At 73.8% G+C, this 19,454-nt stretch carries 3 protein-coding genes (1 of these 3 cut by a window edge); all 3 read left to right on the top strand.

Annotation, left to right across the window (positions count from 1 at the left end):
- Nucleotide 1: 1 nt before the first annotated feature.
- Tightly spaced (each overlapping or abutting the next), the 3 genes in view from BS80_RS13790 to BS80_RS13780 form a layout consistent with a single transcriptional unit that may run on beyond the window.
- Complete coding sequence (locus BS80_RS13790; protein ID WP_035796836.1) at nt 2-286, top strand: phosphopantetheine-binding protein; 285 nt, start codon at nt 2-4, stop codon at nt 284-286.
- On the top strand, nt 274-2,265 hold the full coding sequence (gene asnB, locus BS80_RS13785; RefSeq protein WP_051966563.1) for an asparagine synthase (glutamine-hydrolyzing): 1,992 nt from the start codon (nt 274-276) through the stop codon (nt 2,263-2,265). Before BS80_RS13790 ends, asnB begins: the two co-directional genes overlap by 13 nt.
- On the top strand, nt 2,262-19,454 hold the 5' portion of the coding sequence (locus BS80_RS13780) for a non-ribosomal peptide synthetase (protein WP_035796834.1). The gene runs 4,881 nt beyond the window's last position; the window shows 17,193 of its 22,074 coding nt (coding positions 1-17,193); the start codon lies at nt 2,262-2,264; its stop codon lies beyond the right edge, outside the window. Before asnB ends, BS80_RS13780 begins: the two co-directional genes overlap by 4 nt.

The raw sequence follows: 19,454 nt of genomic DNA, 5'->3' as shown, positions 1-19,454 counted from the left end.
GATGGACAGGACAGAGCAGATCCGGCAGTTCGTCGAGGACCGCTTTCTCGTCGACTTCGACGAGGACGGGCTGACGGCCGACACCGATCTCTTCAAGGCAGGGGTCATCGACTCGTTCGGCTACATCCAGCTGATGAAGTTCCTGGAGCAGGAGTTCTCGCTGCGGATCACCCACGACGACATCCTGGTCAACGTCTTCGTCTCGCTCTCGGCGATCGACGCCTTCGTGGCGCAGAAGTCCGCCGAGCTCCAGGCCGAGGGGCAGGGCGCAGCATGTGCGGGATAGCCGGATTCGTCGCCCCGGCACTCGACGCCGGGGCCGTGCCCGGGGTGGTCTCCTCGATGCTGTCGCTGATCCGCCACCGGGGGCCGGACGAGGCGGGGTACTACCTCGACGACGGGCTGGCGATGGGGACGGTCCGCCTCGCGGTGGTCGACCTCGCCACGGGGGCGCAGCCGATGGCGGACCCGGCCGAGCGCTACTGGATCTGCTTCAACGGCGAGCTCTACAACCACGTCGAGCTCCGCGAGGAACTGCGGCTGCTGGGACGGCCGTTCCGCACCCACTCGGACACCGAGGTGGTCCTTCAGGCGTGGATCCAATGGGGAGCCGGCTGCCTGACCCGGTTCAACGGCGCCTTCGCGTTCGCGATCCGCGACGCGCTCTCCGGTGAGCTCTTCCTCGCGCGTGACCGCTACGGCAAGCGCCCGCTCTACTACACGCAGGGGGACGGTGCGTTCCTCTTCGCCTCGGAGATGAAGGCGTTCCGCGGCTTCCCCGGCTTCCGCTTCGAGCTGGACCCCCGGGAGCTGGCGTCGATCTTCGCGGTCTGGACGCCACTGCCCGACCGTACGCCGTTCCGGGGCATCCGCCAGCTGCCGATGGGCAGCGTGATGACCGTCCGCGCGGGCCGGTGCACGCTGCGCAGCTACGAGGAACTCGAGCTGGAGGCGCCGCCGTTCACCGGGTCGGAGGCGGACGCCGCGGCGTTCGTCCGGGAGGCGCTGCGGGCCGCCGTCGAGGTGCGGCTGCGCAGTGACGTGGAGGTCGGCGTCTACCTGAGCGGCGGCCTGGACTCGTCCATCGTGACGAAGCTGGTGACGGACCTCTCGCCGCACCAAGTGCGCACCTTCTCCGTCGAGTTCGAGGACCGGACCTTCGACGAGTCGAGCAGTCAGCGGGTGGTCGCCGAGCACCTGGGGACCCGCCACTCGTCCATCGCGGTGTCCGGCGCGGACATCGCCGAGCACTTTCCGGCGGCCGTCCACCACGCCGAAGTCCCGTCCTTCCGTACAGCGTTCGTCCCGATGTACCTGCTGTCGCGGCACGTCCGCGAGGCCGGGATCAAGGTGGTGCTGAGCGGCGAGGGAGCCGACGAGGCGTTCCTCGGGTACTCGCTCTTCCGTGAGACGCTGCTGCGCTCCTCGTGGCACGAGCTGTCCGAGGAGCAGCGCTCGGCGCGGATCGGCAGCCTCTACCCCGAACTCGACCACTTCGGTCCCTCGCACCGGGCGCACCTGGCCGGCCTGCTCGGCCAGTTCAGCACCGAGAACGAGCAGCTGCCGGGACTCTTCTCGCACGAACTGCGCTACCAGAACGGCAAGTTCGCCGCCCGCCTGCTGAAGGACCGGTCCGATCCGTTCGCCGACACCATCGCCCTGGTGCGCGACACTCCCGGCTACGCAGGGCTCGGCCCGACCCAGAAGGCGCAGTGGCTGGAGTACAAGACCCTGCTGGCCGGCTACCTGCTGTCGACCCAGGGGGAGCGGATGAGCCTGGCGCACGGCGTCGAGAACCGCTGCCCGTTCCTGGACCCCGCCGTCGTGCGGGCGGCCGCCTCGGTCAACCTGCGCTTCGACGACGGGTTCGCCGAGAAGGCCATCCTGAAGAAGGCCTTCCGCGGCGAGCTGCCGCAGTCGAGCCTGACCCGGCCCAAGCAGCCCTACCGCGCGCCGGGCAGCGCGGTCTTCACCGAGCACCGGCCGGACTACCTGGAACTGGTGCTCTCCGAGGCTGAGTTGCAGAAGATCGACGGCGTCGATCCGGTCTTCGCGCGCAAGCTCGTCGGGCGGATCATGTCCGCCCCCGCCGCCGAGATCAGCACCAAGGAGGACCAGGCGTTCATCTACCTGCTCTCGACCGCCGTCCTCAACCAGCAGTTTGTCATGAACCGGGAGAGCTACATGGGTGCCCCGTCGCAAGCCACGCTGAAGCTGCGGACGGTCGTCGGCCGCCGCCAGGTGGGCGCAGGAGCGGTCCGATGACGCGCCGCAGGCGGAACCCGGCCGCCACCGCCACCCGGTCCGCCATCGAGCCCACCGGGCAGGACGGGCAGGATGTCGCGATCATCGGCCTCGGCCTGCGCTTTCCCGGCTCCGACACGCTGGAGGAGCTCTGCCGGCACCTCGTCGCGGGCCGGTCGCTGATCTCCGAGGTGCCGCCCGAACGGTGGTCCAAGGAACGCTGGTTCGGTGATCCGCGACGCGGGGCACAGAAGACGAACAGCATCTGGGGCGGCTTCATCGAGCAGGCCGACTGCTTCGACGCAGACTTCTTCGCCATCTCGCCGCGCGAGGCGGAGAGCATGGACCCGCAGCAGCGCTTCGCCCTCGAACTCGCCTGGCAGGCCGTCGAGGACGCCGGATATCCGGCCGGCGCCCTCGCGGGCACCCGGACCGGCGTCTACATGGGCGTCTGCCACGCCGACTACGCCGAACTGATGGAGGGCCAGGGAGTCAAGACCGACGGCTACTTCCCGACCGGCACGGCGTATTCGATCATCTCCAACCGGGTCTCCTACGTGCTCGACCTCCAGGGCCCGAGCATCACCAACGACACCGCGTGCTCCAGCTCGCTGGTCTCGGTCTACGAGGCGGTGGCGGCGCTGCAGAACGGCGAGTGCGACCAGGCGCTGGCCGGCGGGGTCAATCTGGTCTGGTCGCCGAAGCACTTCGTCGCCTTCAGTCAGGCGAGCATGCTCTCGCGCACCGGCCGCTCCCGGGCGTTCGACGACGGCGCCGACGGCTACGTCCGCGGCGAGGGCGGTGCGGTGCTGCTGCTCAAGCCGCTCGCGAAGGCCCTCGCCGACCGCGACCCGATCCACGCCGTGATCAAGGGCGTGGCCACCAACCATGGCGGACGCACGAGTTCGCTCACCGTCACCAACCCGACCGCGCAGGCGAACCTGATCGAGGGGCTCTACACCCGCACGGGCATCCGCCCCGAGACGGTCGGCTACGTCGAGGCGCACGGGCCGGGCACGCCGATCGGCGACCCGATCGAGATCGTGGCGCTGAAGCGCGCGTTCCAGAGCCTGCACGCGGCGCACGGCACCGAGGCGCGGCCGGACAGCTGCGGGGTCGGCTCGGTGAAGACCAACATCGGCCACCTGGAGGGCGCGGCGGGCGTCGCCGGGATGGTCAAGGTGATCGGCGCGCTGGCGAACCGGGTGCTGCCGGCGACCGTCGACTTCGAGGTGCAGAACTCGCTCATCCAGCTGGACGGCAGCCCGTTCTACGTGGTGCGCGACACGCAGCCGTGGGCGGAGCCGCCGGCCGCGCCCGACGGGCGGCCCGCGCCGCGCCGGGCGGGCGTCAGCTCGTTCGGCTTCGGCGGGACCAACGCCCATGTGGTGCTGGAGGAGCACCGCGCCGAGAGCGCCACGGCGCAGCCGCAGGAGCAGCCGGGGCAGCTGTACGTGGTTCCGCTCTCCGCCAGGAACACCGACCGGCTGCGGGTGGCGGCGGCCAACCTGCGCGCGTACCTGGCGACCCCCACCGACGCGGTCGGCGCCGCGCTGCGCTCCTCGCGCGCGCTGGCCGACGTCGCGTACACCCTGCAGGTCGGCCGCGAGGCGATGGCCGCGCGGGTCGCGTTCGTCGTCGCCGGCGCCGACGAACTCGCCGACGCGCTGGCCGCGTTCGCGGACGGCACGCTCGCGCAGGAGGCGGTGCACCTCGGTGCCCGCACCGAAGCCGGGGAGGCGGCCGCGCTGCTGGAGAGCGCGACCCGCTGGGTCCAGGGCGACCCGGTGGACTGGGCCGCGCAGTACGGCGACGACCCGCGCTCCCACCCCCGACGACTGCGGCTGCCGACCTACCCGTTCGCCCGCGACCGCCACTGGTTCACGGTGCCGGAGCCCGCCCCGCAGCCGGGCAGCGTGCTCCACCCGCTGGCGCAGCGCAACACCTCCGACCTCTCCGAGCAGCGCTACAGCTCGGTGTTCACCGGTGAGGAGCCGTTCCTGGCGGACCACCAGGTGCGCGGTGCAAGGGTGTTGCCCGCCGCCGCGTACCTGGAGATGGTCCGCGCCGCGGTGCAGGACGCCGCCGGGCACGGCGCCGAGCCGGGCGCTGTCGTGCGCCTGCGCGACGTCGCGTGGCTGCGTCCGCTGGTCATCGGCGCCGAGCCGCTCGACGTCCAGGTGGGGCTCGTCCCCGACGCCGCCGGCGCGATCGCGTTCGAGGTCTACACCGGCTCGACGGCCCTCGACCCGTCGGCCGTCCTGCACAGCAGCGGCGCCGCCGAGTTGGGCGCACCGCAGCCACCGCAGGCGCTCGACCTGGACGCACTCCGCGCGGCCTGCCGCAGCCCGCGCGACCCCGCCGACGTCTACGCGGCCTTCCGGCAGCAGGGGTTGGAGTACGGGCCGGCCATGCGCGGGCTGGCCGAGATCCGGATCGGGACGGGCGAGCTGCTCGCCCGGATCGAGCACTCCGGCGACGGTGGCTTCGTCCTGCCGCCGAGCGTGCTGGACGCCGCGCTGCAGGCCTCGCTGGTCCTGCTGGCGCAGAGGGCCGAGGGACCCGCCGACCGGCCGGTACTGCCGTTCGCGCTGGAGCAGTTGGAGGCGTACGGCGCCTGCGGCGCGCAGACCTGGGCCTGGGTCCGGCGCAGCGCCGACAGCGGCCCGCTCGACAAGTTCGACATCGACCTCTGCGACGCGGATGGCGTCGTCACCGCCCGCCTGCGCGGGCTGGTCCAGCGGACGGCCGCCGAGCAGCCCGCCGAGCGCCTGGCCGGTCGCGCTGTCGAGCCGGCCGCCGACCCGGCGCCGCGCGTCGTCACCGGCATCGGCCGCTGGACGGACGCCCCGCTCGCCCCGCTCTCCCCGTCCGGCGAGGCGGCCGCCCAGCACGTCACCGTGCACGGCTTCCTGGCAGGCAAGGGCGACGCGGCCGCGCTCGCGCTGCTGCCGCTGCCCGCCGTCACCCCCGACCGCCTCGCGGACGGCGCCGACGCCGTGCTCGCTCGCGTCTTCGGCCACGTCCAGGAGCTGCTGGCGTCCCGGCCCAGCGCGCCGCAGCGCGTCGTCGTGCTGGTCGACGACCGGGTGCCGCGCCACTTCCACGCACCGCTGACCGGCCTGTTCCGGACCGTTCCGCTGGAGAACCCGCTGGTCACCGGGCGGGTGGTGCGGGTCACCGGGCTCGACGGCGCCTCGCCCGAGCGGATCGCCCAGCTGCTGCGCGACGAGGCCGCCGACCCGCGCGGCGCCGCCGCCGAGCTGCGCTACGCCGCCGACGGCACCCGCCAGGAGTGGCGTCCGGTGGACGTCGAACTCGCCGCCGGGCCGCAGGTCCCGCCACTGAAGGAGGGCGGCGTCTACTGGCTGACCGGCGGCCTCGGCGGTCTGGGCAGGCACCTGGCGCGCTACTTCGCGCGCCGCGCCGGCGTCACCGTCGTGCTCAGCGGCCGGTCGGAGCCCGGCGCCGCGAGCGAGGCGGCACTCGCCGAGCTGCGGGCGGCGGGCGTCGACGCGCACTACCTGCCGGTGGACGTCTGCCGCCGGGAGGACGTCGAGCGGGCGGTGCGCGCGATCACCGACGCGCACGGCTCGCTGGACGGGATCGTGCACGCGGCGGGCGTCCTGCGGGACGGCTACCTGCTCACCAAGGACGCCGCCGACCTGCCCGCCGTGCTGGCGCCCAAGGTGCGCGGCGTGCTCCACCTGGACGCGGCCTCGCGCGATCTGGCGCTCGACTTCTTCGTCGTCTTCTCCTCCGTCGCCGGCGTCTACGGCAACGCGGGCCAGGGCGACTACGCGGCGGCCAACGCCTTCCTGGACGCCTTCGCGCGGCACCGGCAGGCGCTGGTCGAGGCCGGCGAGCGCACCGGGCGTACCACGGCAGTCAGTTGGCCGCTCTGGGCGGACGGCGGCATGACCATGGACGCGGTGACGCGCGAGTCGATGCGCCGTCGGCGCGGCTGGGAGCCGCTGCCGACCGAGGACGGCCTTCGGGTGCTGGGCCGGGTGCTGACCGACGGGCCCGAGCACGTGGTGGTCGCCTTCGGCGCGGCCGCGACGGTCCGCGACGAGCCGCCCGCAGAGGAGCAGGTCACCGCCGTCCCGGCGGCCGTCCCGACCGCCGGCCCGATCGCCGAGGGCGAGTTGCCGGAGCGGATGACGGCCCTGCTGACCCGCCTGCTGGGCCAGGTGCTGCACCGCGACCCCGAGACGATGGACCCGGCGGCCCAGCTGGTCGAGTACGGGATCGACTCGCTGGCCATCCTGGAGATGACCGTCCATCTGGAAGGACTCTTCGGCCCGTTGTCGAAGACGATCTTCTTCGAGTATCTGACGATCGACGCCGTCGCCGGGTACTTCGTCCAGGCGCACCGCGACAAGCTCGACGCCGTCCTGGCCGCGTCCGCGCCGCAGCCCGTGACCGCCCCCGCCGTGGCCGCCCCCGCCACGCGCGCGCGCTTCACGGCCACGCCCGTCGCCCCCCGGCCCGTCGCCGCCTCGCGCGACGACTACCACGACATCGCCGTGATCGGCGTCTCCGGCAGGTACCCGGGCGCCGACACCCTGGACGAGCTCTGGACGGTCCTCGAAGAGGGCCGCCACAGCTTCGAGGAGGTCCCGCGCGACCGCTGGGACCACGACGCGCTCTACAGCCGCGACCGCGCCGTGCTGGGCAAGAGCACCATCCGCACCGGCACCTTCCTGCGCGACATCGACCGTTTCGACCCCCGCTACTTCCGCATCTCCAAGCGCGAGGCCGAGCAGATGTCGCCGGAGGTCCGGCTCTTCCTTCAGGCCGGCGTGGAGGCGCTGGAGGATTCGGGCTACTCGCGCGAGACGATCCAGCAGCAGTACCAGGGCGACGTCGGCGTGCTCGTCGGCACGATGAGCAACCACTACAACCTGTACGGGTTCCAGAACAACCTGACCCGCGGCTCGGCGGCCAGCGGCAGCTACACCGGGACGCTGCCCAACATGCTGTCGTACTTCTACGGCCTCACCGGGCCGTCGATCTTCCTCGACACGATGTGCTCGGCGTCCTCGACCTGCATCCACCAGGCGGTCCAGATGCTCCGGGCGCGCGAGTGCCGGATGGTGGTGGCCGGCGGCGTCAACCTGCTGCTGCACCCGTACAACCTGGTGACCTCCTCGCAGGAGCACTTCACCACCGCGACCTCGGACGTGATCCGCAGCTTCGGCGTCGGCGCCGATGGGACGATCCTCGGCGAGGGCGTGGGCGCGGTCGTCCTGAAGCCGCTGGTCGAGGCCGAGCGCGACGGCGACCACGTGTATGCCGTCATCAAGGGCACGGCGATCACCAACGCCGGTGTGCGCAACGGGTTCACCGTCCCGAGCCCGCACATGCAGGCACGCGCGATCGAGAAGGCGATCGACGACGCGGGTGTGGACCCGCGCACGATCGGCTACGTCGAGGGCCACGGTTCGGGGACCTCGCTCGGCGACCCGATCGAGGTCAAGGCGCTGACCGTGGCCTTCCGGAAGTACACGGAGGACGCCCAGTTCTGCGCGCTGGGCTCGGTCAAGTCCAACATGGGCCACCTGCTCGCGGCGGCCGGCATGGTCGGCTTCGCGAAGGTGCTGCTCCAGCTCCAGAAGGGCCGGCTGGCACCCTCGTTGCACAGCTCCGAGCTCAACCCGGACATCGACTTCGCCGCCACGCCGTTCCGCGTGCAGCGTGAACTCACCGACTGGGCACCGGTGGTGACCACGGTCGACGGTCGCGAGGTGGTCCACCCACGGCGTGCCGGGATCACCTCGATCGGCGCGGGCGGGATGAACTCGCACATCATCCTGGAGGAGTACCGCAGCGCCGAGCCCGCCGTGAGCGGCCAACGCGACGGCCGCGAGGAGCTGTTCGTCTTCTCGGCGATGAGCGAGGCCGCGCTGGAGACCTGCCTGCTGCGCTTCCACCGCTACCTGGCCGCCGCCGACGAGGCCGAGCTGCCCTCGATCGCCTACACCCTGCGCGTGGGCAAGAACGAACTGCCGTGCCGCTGGGCCTTCCTGGCGAAGGACCTGGCCGGCGCCGGGGAGGCCGTCGAACGCTACCTCGCGGGCGACCGCGACCAGGCCGCCGCGCTGGCGAGCACCGACCCACGGGCCGCTGCCGCCCGCGAGCTGGCGACAACCTGGGCGCGCGGCAGGGGCGTTGACTGGCGCACCCTGACCGGGACCCGCCCGCCCCGGCGGGTGTCGCTGCCGGCCTACCCGTTCGAGCGGGTGCGCTGCTGGGTGCTCCAGGAGGAGGGGGCGCCGTCGGTGACCGCCCCGCTGGCGCTGCGCGAGCGGCTGCACCCCTTCCTGGGCCGCAACGAGTCGGACCTCGACGGCCTGCGCTACGGCCTGGAAGTCGAGTTGGACGACCTGCTGGACTACGGCTACCGGCGGGAGCGCACGCGCGCGATCGTGCCGACCTTCGCCGTCGACCTGGCCCTGGCCGCCGCGCGGGTTTCCGGCTTCGCCGGTGCCGCGCTGGTGCGCGACCTGCGGGTCCTCGGCCCGATCGACTGGGACGCCACCACGCGGCTGGTCACGGCCGTCACCGCGACGGGCCGCGAGGCGGCCTCCGGCGTGGTGTCCACCGAGGACGCGGCCGGGACGCGCACGCCCGTCCTCAGCTTCGAGCTGCGGCCCGGTGCCCCCTGCGGGCCGCGCTTCGAGGAGCTCCGACAAGGGGCCGAACGCGAGCTCACCGCACCCGAGTTCCTGGCCGAGCTCGCCGAGGGCGGACTCCACTACGCGCCGGAACTGTCCGGCGTCCGGAGCGCGCGCCGGTTGCCCGACGGCCGGCTGCTGCTGGCGGTCGGCGCCCCCGAGTTCCAGCAGGACCACGTGCGGCGCAACGTCGCCCTCGCGCCGCACGTCCTGGCGGCCGTCGCCCAGGGGCTCCAGCTGGCCGCGAAGCACGGCCACGCCCCGCACTGGGCCGACACCGCCCCGCACCGGATCGCCGAGATCCGGCTCTCCGCAGCACCGGCCGAGGTGGCGTACGCGCTGCTCGACCCGGCCGCCGAATCCGTCCGGCTGCTGAGCGCGGACGGCGAGAGCGTCGCCGAGCTCACCGGCCTGCGCTGCGACGACCGGCACGACCACCACGACCATCCCCGAAGGGAACCGACCGTGCAGCCGAGCGAACAGCAGGGGACCGAGGATCCGGTCCTGCGCTTCGCGGTGGACGAGCTGCGGGCCATCGCGTCCGGCCTGCTCAAGTTCGAGGTCGAGGAGTTGGACCCGCTGACGGGCTTCGACGCCTTCGGCTTCGACTCGATCTCGCTGGTGGCGTTCTCCCGGCTGATCCGCGAGCGGCTGGGCGCCGACCTGAGCCCGGCGGTCTTCTTCGAGCTGAGCACCTTCGACGCGCTGGGCCGCCACCTCGCGGCCGAGTTCGCGGACCCGCTCCGCGCGGCGTACGTCCCGACCCCCGTCCCTGCTCCCGCTCCCGTCTCTGCTCCCGCTCCCGTCCCCGATGTCGCCGTGCCGATGCCGATCGCGGTGATCGGCGCCGCCGGCCGGTTCCCCGGCGCCCCCGACCTCGACACCTACTGGGCCAACCTGGTGGCGGGCCGGGACTCCGTCTCGGAGTTCCCCGTCCACCGCTACGACGAGGCCTACGCACGCAAGGTCGACCAGGCCGACTTCCCACGCCACGCGGGCGTCCTGGACGACGTGGACGCCTTCGACGCCGACTTCTTCCGGATCTACCCGCGCGAAGCGGAGCTGATGGACCCGCAGCACCGTCTCGCCCTGCAGACGGTCTGGAGCGCGCTGGAGGACAGCGCCTACCGCCCCGCGGACCTGCCCCGGAACACCGGCGTCTTCCTCGGCGTCTCGGGCCACGACTACGCGACGCTGCTCACCGGCTACGGCACCCCGCCGGACGCCTTCACCTCCACCGGCAACGCGCACTCGATGCTCGCCAACCGGATCTCCTTCCTGCTCGACGTGCACGGCCCCAGCGAACCGGTCGACACGGCCTGTTCCAGCTCGTTGGTCGCCGTCCACCGCGCGATGGAGGCGATCCGCTCGGGCGCCTGCGACACGGCGATCGCCGGCGGGGTGAACCTGCTGCTCAGCGTCGACACCTTCGTCAGCGCCCATCGCGCCGGGATGCTCAGCCCGGACGGCCGCTGCAAGACCTTCGCCGCCGACGCGGACGGCTACGTGCGCGGCGAGGGCGTGGGCGCCGTCGTGCTGAAGCCGCTCGCCGCCGCCCGGCGTGACGGTGACGCCATTCTCGGCGTGCTGCTGGCCGGCGCCGAGAACCACGGCGGCCGGGCCCACTCGCTGACCGCGCCGAACGCCGCCGCGCAGGCCGACCTGGTGGCGCAGGCGATGCACGGCATCGACCCGGACACCATCGGCTACATCGAGGCGCACGGCACCGGCACCGCGCTCGGCGACCCGGTCGAGGTGCGCGCACTGCAGTCCGCGTTCCGGCGGCTGGGCAGCACCGGCCAGGGAACCTGCGGGCTCGGCTCGGTCAAGACCAACATCGGCCACCTGGAGGCCGCCGCGGGCATCGCGGGGCTGCTCAAGGTGCTGCTCGCGATGAAGCACCGGACGATCCCGGCCAGCCGCAACTGCCCCGAGATCAACCCGTTCATCCAGCTCGACGACGGCCCGCTGCGGATCGTGCGGGAGAACGAGCCCTGGCAGCGCCCGCGCGACCGCAGCGGCGCACTCGCCCCACGCCGCGCGGGCGTCAGCAGCTTCGGCTTCGGCGGCGTCAACTGCCATGTGGTGCTGGAGGAGTACGTCGAACCGGACACCGCCGACGGCGCCCGCCCGGACGCCGAGGCCGTCCTCGTCCCGCTCTCCGCCCGCACCGCGGACCAGCTCCGGCAGGTCGCCGGCAACCTCCTGCGGCAGCTGGAGTCCGCGCGGCAGCCCGAGCAGCTGCGCTCGATCGCCTGGACTCTGCAGATCGGACGCGAGGCGATGGCCGAGCGGGTCGGCTGGGTGGTCGCCTCGCGCGAGGAACTGATCGTCCGGCTGCGGGAGTTCGTCGCCCAGCAGGGGCGCCGGCCGGAGCCCGGGGGTGAGCTGGTGCCGCGTCAGGCAACCTTCGCCCCGTCGCGACGCCCGGCACGCACTCTCGCCGCACCGGCCGAAAGCCCAAGTACGTCCAGTACGAGGACTTCCGGCCGGCACGCCGATAGCACGCACCGGACACCGCTCCTTGACGGGCAAAGGTTGCCTGACGCGGCACTAGGTGCGCTGCTGACGCGCTGGATCGAGGGCGCCGCCGTCGACTGGCGCGCGCTGTACGGCGCGGTCACGCCCCGGCGCGTCCACCTGCCGACCTATCCGTTCGCCCGCGACCGCTACTGGATCCCCGACACCGACATGCCACAGACATCTCCGATCGGCACGGCGCTGCTGGTGCCGCGCTGGACGCCGCAGGCCGCCCGCACAGGTGGCGCCGACCCGCGACAGCGCGTGGTCGTCCTCTGCGGAGCGCTCGCAGCCGCCCGGCACGCGGTCGAGCGGGACCTCCCGGGCGTGCGCTGCCTCACCGTCAGCACCGACCGGCAGCAGCCCGCGAACCGCTTCGGCGACCTCTCGCGACAGCTCTTCGAGATCGTCCGCGACCTGCTCACCGAGCCGCCCGCCGGCGCGACGCTCGTCCAGGTGCTGGCGCCCACGGGTGGCGAGGAGGTGGTCAACCTGGCGCTGGCGGGCCTGCTGAGCACCGCGGCCCGGGAGGACGCCCGGCTGGTCGGCCGGCTGGTCGGCCTGGACGACCCGCAGAGCGCGGACGCCGTCGCCGCGGTCGTCGCGGCGGAGACGCACAGCGCCGACGAGGTCGTCCGCTACCGGGACGGCGTGCGCACCGTGCGCGGCTGGCACCCGGCCGAGGCGGACGAGCCGGCCGAGCCGGCCGTGGCGCCGTGGCGTGCGGGCGGCAGCTACCTGATCACGGGCGGTGCGCGCGGCATCGGCGCGGTCGTCGCCCGCCGGATCGCCGCCGACGTCGCCCGCCCGACCCTCGTCCTGGTCGGCCGGTCGCCGCAGGACGCCCGGACCGACGCGCTGCTCGCCGAGCTGCGCGCGGCCGGTGCCGTGGCCCGCTACGAGCGCGCGGACGTCTCGCGTTGGGAGGAGGTGCGCCACCTGGTGGCGCGCGTCCGGGCCGAGACCGGTGAGATCCACGGGATCGTGCACGGCGCCGGGGTGCTCCGGGACGCGCTGCTGACCCGGACGACCGGGGAGGACTGGGCGGAGGTGCTGGCGCCGAAGGTCGACGGCCTGCTCAACCTGGACCGGGCCACCGCGCAGGAGCCGCTGGACTTCCTCCTCACCTTCTCCTCGGGCGCGGCCGTCACCGGCAACCCCGGCCAGGCGGGCTACGCCACGGCCAACGCCTTCCTCGACGAGTTCGCCGAGCAGCGCACCGCGCTGGTCGCGGCCGGTGCGCGGTCCGGGCGGACGCTCTCGATCGCCTGGCCGCTCTGGAAGGACGGTGGCATGAGCGTCGACGACGCCACCCGGGCCCACCTCTGGCAGGACCGCGGCCTGGCGCCGATGGAGTCGGCGGACGGGTTGGCGGCTCTCACCCGGGCCTGGCGGCTCGGCGCGGACCGGGTCTGGGTGCACCACGGTGACACCTCGCGCCTGCCGTCGGCGCCCGGCGCCGCTCCAGCGCCCGCCGCACCCGCCGCACCCGCCGCACTGGTCGGCGACGCGCGGCTCGGGCGGGAGACCCTGCGCCTGCTGGTCCGGCTCTTCGCCCGCGTCACCAAGCTCGCGCCCTCGGCCGTCGACGCCGACCGGCAGCTCGGCGCGCTGGGACTCGACTCGATCATGGTCGTCCAGTTGAACGCCGAGCTCGCCGGGGCGTTCAGCGAGGTCTCCAGGACGCTCTTCTACGAGTTCCCGACCCTGCGCGCGATCGCCGGCCACCTCGCGACCGCCCACACTGCCGAGGCTCTCGCCTGGACGGGTGCTCCCGCCGAGCGTCCCACCCCGCCCCTCACCGCCACCGCCGACGCGACCGTTCGCGAGAGCGCGTCCGCCCCCGCCCCCGAGGCGCCGCCTGCCCGTGAGCCGATCGCGATCATCGGGATGAGCGGCCGCTACCCCCAGGCCGACAACCTCGCCGAGTTCTGGGCGAACCTGCGGGCCGGCCGCGACTGCGTTACCGAAGTCCCGGCCGACCGCTGGGCGTTGGACGGCTTCTTCGAGCCCGACCAGCACACGGCGATCGCCACCGGTCGCAGCTACAGCAAGTGGGGCGGCTTCGTCGGGGACTTCGCGGCCTTCGACCCGCTTTTCTTCCAGATCGCCCCGCGAGACGCCTACGCGATGGACCCGCAGGAGCGGCTCTTCCTTCAGGCATCCTGGGAGGTCCTCGAAGACGCCGGTTACACCCGCGAGTTGATCGCCTCCCGGCATCACCGCCGGGTCGGTGTCTTCGCCGGCGTGACGAAGTCCGGCCATGCGCGGCACGCGGCGGGACTGCTCCCCTCGGGCGAGATCGTGGTGCCGGCCCTCTCCTTCGCCTCGGTCAGCGCGCGGGCCTCGCACGTCCTGGACCTGCGCGGACCGAGTCTGACCGTCGACACGATGTGCTCCTCCTCGCTCACCGCGATCCACGAGGCCTGCGAGCAGCTGCACAGCGGCGCTTGCGAGTTGGCCATCGCCGGCGGCGTCAACCTGTACGAGCACCCGCTGGACTACGTCGAGCTGTGCCGCTCGACCATGCTCTCGGCGGACGCGCGGTGCCGCAGCTTCGGCAGCGGCGGTCACGGCTTCGTCCCCGGCGAGGGCGTCGGGTGCGTGCTGCTGAAGCCGCTCTCCCGTGCGCTCGCGGACGGCGACCGGGTGCTCGCGGTGATTCGCGGCACCAGCATCAACCACGGTGGGAAGTCCCATGGTTACACCGTGCCGAACCCCGGTGCGCAGACCGAGCTGATCCGCGACGCGCTGACCCGGGCCGGCGTCCCGGCCCGCGCCGTGAGCTACGTCGAGGCGCACGGGACCGGCACCGAGCTGGGCGACCCGATCGAAGTCACCGGCCTCACCCACGCGTTCGAACAGGACACCGCCGACCGGCAGTTCTGCGCGATCGGGTCAGTCAAGTCGGCGATCGGGCACCTGGAGGCCGCCGCGGGCATCGCGGGGCTCACCAAGGTGGTGCTCCAGCTCCAGCACGGAGAGCTCGTGCCGAGCCTGCACGCCGAGCAGCCGAACCCGAACATCGCCTTCGAGCGGACGCCGTTCTTCGTCCAACGCGATCTGGCGCCCTGGCAGTCGGACGGCTCGCTGATCGCCGCGGTCTCCTCGTTCGGCGCGGGCGGCTCGAACGCGCACGTGATCGTCGAGGAGTACGCCGCGCCCGCCGCCACGGTGGCTGAGGCGAGCGGCGAGGACGGGTCCGAACAGCTCGTCGTGCTGTCCGCCCGCACCCCGGAGCAGCTGCGCTCGGCCGCCGAGCGGCTCGCCGTCTTCCTCGAAGACCCCTACAGCGAAGCGGAGTTGGCTGATCTGGCGTTCACCCTCCAGGTCGGCCGGGAGGCGATGAAGGAGCGCCTGGCGGTGCCCGCGCGCTCGCTCTCCGAGCTGCGTCGGGTGCTGCGCGACTACCTGGAGCAGGGCGCGCAGGCGTCCGGCGTCCACTGCGGCACGGCCGGGCCCGCCCGGGGCGCCGCCGCCGAGATCGCCGAGGACGACGACCTCCAGGAGCTGCTGATCGCCCGCTGGCTCCGGGCGGGCAAGCTCGGCAAGCTGGCCGCCCTCTGGGCCGACGGGGCGGACCTCGACTGGCACGCATTCCACGGCTCGCACACGCCCCGGCGGATCTCGCTGCCGACCTACCCGTTCGCCCGGGACCGGTTCTGGATCGGCGACCTGCCGGCGGCCGCGCCCGTCCCCGCCCCCACTCCCGTCCCCGCGCCCGCCACCGACGGTGGCCGCGTCGCGCCGCAGCCGCAGCTCTCGGTGGACGAGCGGGTCGCGCAGCTCGTGCGCGAGAGGCTGGCGGCGGCCTTGGCGATGGACGTCGACGAGATCGACGGGAGTCTCGCCTTCGCCGACTACGGGCTCGACTCCATCCTCGGTGTCCGCCTGGTGCACCAGCTCAACGAGGCGCTCTCGCTCGATCTCGCGACGAGCGTGGTCTACGACCACAGCACGGCCGACCGCCTCACCGCGCACCTGCTGACCGACCACCGGCCGAGCCTCGCACCCGCCCCCGTGCCCGTCCCCGTGCCCGTCCCCGTCCCCGCGCCCACACCCGCGCTCGTCCCCGCGCCCGCCCAGCTCCCGCAGCGCGAGCCGATCGCGGTCGTCGGGATGAGCGGTCGGTTCGCCGGCTCCGACTCGCTCGACGAGCTCTGGGCCCATCTGGCCGCCGGCGACGACCTGGTCCGCCCGGCCACCCGCTGGGCCACCGACGACGCCCCGGGTGAGCGCCCGCGCGGCGGATTCCTCGACCGGATCGACGAGTTCGACCCGCTCTTCTTCAACATCTCGGGCGTCGAGGCGGCCGCCATGGACCCGCAGCAGCGCCTGCTGCTCGAGGAGTCCTGGAAGGCGCTGGAGGACGCCGGCTACGCCGGGCGACAGCTCAGCGAGAGTCGCTGCGGCGTGTATGTCGGCTGCTGGGCCGGCGACTACCAGGAGTTCCTGGGGGAGGAGGCGCCCGCGCAGGCCCTCTGGGGGAACATGGCCTCGGTCATCCCCGGCCGGGTCTCCTACGCCCTCAACCTCAAGGGCCCGGCCATCGCGGTCGACACCTCGTGCTCCAGCTCGCTGGTCGCGATCGACCTTGCCTGCAAGGACCTCTGGTCGGGCGAGACCACGATGGCCCTGGCCGGCGGCGTGTTCGTCCAGGCGACGCCACGGCTCTACGGGCTCACCGGCCGGGCCGGGATGCTCTCGCCGGACGGGCGCTGCCACACCTTCGACCACCGCGCGAACGGCTTCGTGCCCGGTGAGGGCGTCGGCGTCGTCGTCCTCAAGCGGCTGGCCGACGCGCTGGCCGACGGCGACCACGTCCACGCCGTGATCCGCGGCTCGGGCGTCAACCACGACGGCGCGACCAACGGGATCACGGCGCCGAGTTCGGTCTCCCAGGAGCAGCTGCTGCGCGAGGTCTACGACGGCTTCGGCGTGGACCCCGGGCAGATCCAGCTGGTCGAGGCGCACGGCACCGGCACCCGGCTCGGCGATCCGATCGAGTTCTCCGCGCTCACCCGCGCGTTCCGCAAGGACACCGACAAGTCGGGCTACTGCGCGGTGGGTTCGGTCAAGACGAACATCGGCCACACCCAGTTCGCGGCGGGCATCGCGGGCGTGCTCAAGGTCCTGCTGGCGCTGAAGCACCGTCAGATACCGGCCTCGCTGCACTTCGAGGCGCCGAACGAGGCGGTCCGCTTCGAGGGCAGCCCGTTCTACCCGAGCACCCGCACCCACGCCTGGGAGGCGCCGTCCGGCGGCGCGCGCACCGGCGTCGTCAGCTCGTTCGGGGCCAGCGGCACCAATGCGCATGTCGTGCTCGGCGAGGCTCCGGCGGTGCGCCGCGCCGCGGCGCCGCGTCCCGGGTACCTGGTCGTCCTGTCGGCGCAGTCGCGTGAGCAACTCGCCGAGCAGCTGGCCCGGTTGGCGGCGCACTGCCGTCGTGAACCGGCACTGGACTGTGGGGACGTCGCGCACACCCTGCTGCTCGGCCGGGAGCACTTCGCACACCGCTTCGCCTGCGTGGCCGGTGACCTGGCCGAGCTGGTCCGGCTGCTGGACGACGGCCTCGACGGTGTGCACGCCGTCACCGGCGAGGCTACCTCCGTGCGCCGCGCCACTGCTGCCACCGCGACCTCGCCCGGCGAGCCGTGGCTGAGCCGCTGCGCCGACGACCGGGCGGCCGCCGACCCGGACGGCTACCGGGCGGACCTGCGGCAGCTCGCGGGCTTTTTCGTGCGGGGCGCCGCGTTCGACCACGCCCGGCTCTTCCCGCAGGGCGCGTACCTGCGCGTCCCGCTGCCGACCTACCCGTTCGCCCGCGAGCGTCACTGGGCCACCCCGGCCACCCCGGCGCCCCCGGCCACCCCGGTCGCGCTGCCCGCGCCCGTGCCCGCTCCCGCCCGCCATCCGATGATCGACGCGGCCGCCGCCGTGCCGGCCGAGGCAGGCGTCCTGCGCGCCTCGACGACGCTGACCGGCGAGGAGCCGTTCCTCCGTGACCACCTGGTGCGCGGCAAGCGGGTCCTGCCCGCCGTCGCCCATCTGGAACTGGCCCGCGAGGTGGCCGTCCGCGCGCTCGGCGTGGACGCCGCGACCCCGCTGCGGATGCGCGACATCACCTGGGTGCAACCGCTGCTGGTGGACGGCGCGCCGCAGGACGTCGACGTCCTGCTGCGGCCGGCCGACGGTGGCGTCGCCTTCACGATCACCGCGCACGCGGCAGCGCCCGTGCTGTGCAGCGAGGGCCGGATCAGCCGGTCCGACACCCCGCGCCCGCCGCGCGCCGACCTGGCGTCGCTGCGCGCGCACTGCCCGATCACCGTCTCCGCCGCGAAGATCGGTGAGGCGCTGGTGGCGATGGGCATCAGCCACGGCCCGGCGCTGCGGGCGATCGACGAGGCCTACGTCGGCCCCGGTGTCGTCCTCGCCAAGCTGGACGTCCCGGCCGCGGCGGCCGAGCCCGGCGCGCCGTACGTCCTGCACCCGGCGCTGCTCGACTCGGCGATCCAGTCCTCGATCGCCCTCCAGCTCGCCGACGGTCCGGCGGCCCGGGAGACCGTGGTGCCCTTCGCGCTCGACCAGTTGGAGTACTTCGCGCCCTGCCCGGCCTCGATGTGGGCCGTCGTCCGGGTGGTCGACGCGGGCCGGGCGGCCACCGCGCTCAGCCGGCTGGACATCGACCTGGTGGACGCCGACGGCGCGCTCTGCGTCCGGATGACCGGCTACACCTCGCGCCGCGCCAAGGAGCCGGTGCCCGCGCTGTACGCGCCGGTCTGGGAGCCGATCACCGAACCGGCCAGCGCCGGCCGGGCCCCCGTCCCGTCCGCCGAGGACCGCGTGCTGGTCGTCGGCGGGACGGCCGAGCAGCGGGCCGCCGTCACCGAGCGCCACCCGCACGCGCTGCTCTGGGAGTTGGCGCCGACCGCGTCGATCGACGAGGCCGCCGCCGCCCTGCGCGCCGCCGGCCCGGTCGACCACCTGCTGTGGCTCGCGCCGGACGCGCCGCTGGAGCCGACCGACACCGCAGGCTTCGCCGCCGCGCAGCAGGACGGCGTCGTCGCGGCCTTCCGGATGGTCAAGGCCCTGGTGGCCGCCGACCGCGACGCCGGCCCGCTCGGCCTCACCCTGGTCACCCGGCGCTGCCTGGCCACCCACGCCACCGAGCGGACCCGGCCCGCGCACGCCGGTCTGCACGGCCTCTTCGGCTCGCTCGGCCGCGAGTACCCGAAATGGACGGTCCGCCGGGTGGACCTCGACGGCCCCGACCCCACGGCCGATGCCGACGCTGCCGCCGACCTCGCCGACCTCGCCGCGCTGCCCGCGCACTCGCACGGCGACAGCTGGGCGCGGCGCGCCGGACAGTGGCTGACCCGCCGCTGGGCACCGACCGAGGCCGCCTCGCCGCCCTCGGCCGGCGCCGGGAGCGCGCAGGCGGCGCCGTACCGCGAGGGGGGCGTCTACGTCGTCATCGGCGGCGCGGGCGGCCTCGGCACGGCCTGGACCCAGCACCTGGTGGAGCGCCACGGCGCACACGTTGTCTGGATCGGCCGCAGCGCGCACGACGCGTCGATCGACGCCAAGCTGCGCGCCGTCCACGGCCGCGGCTCGGTGAGCTACCTGGCCGCCGACGCGGCCGACCCCGAGGCGCTGCGCCGTGCCCGCGCCGAGATCCTGGCCCGGCACGGGCGGATCCACGGCGTCGTCCAGGCGGCGCTGGTGCTGCGCGACCGCAGCCTCGCCCGGATGGACGAGGCGGCGCTGCGCGCGAGCCTGGCGGCCAAGGTCGAGGTGAGCGTCGCGACGGCCGAGGCCTTCGGCGGCGACGAGCTCGACTTCGCGCTGTTCTTCTCCTCGATCCAGTCCTTCGCGACGGCGGCGGGCCAGAGCAACTACGCGGCCGGCTCGGTCTTCCTCGACGCGTACGCCCACCTGCTCGACCAGCACTGGGCCTGCCCGGTCAAGGTGCTGAACTGGGGCTGGTGGGGCAACCTCGGCAGCGTCACC

The organism is Kitasatospora mediocidica KCTC 9733, assembly GCF_000744225.1.
In the GTDB taxonomy this organism is placed as follows: domain Bacteria; phylum Actinomycetota; class Actinomycetes; order Streptomycetales; family Streptomycetaceae; genus Kitasatospora; species Kitasatospora mediocidica.
This window is presented reverse-complemented; position numbering and strand designations above follow the sequence as displayed.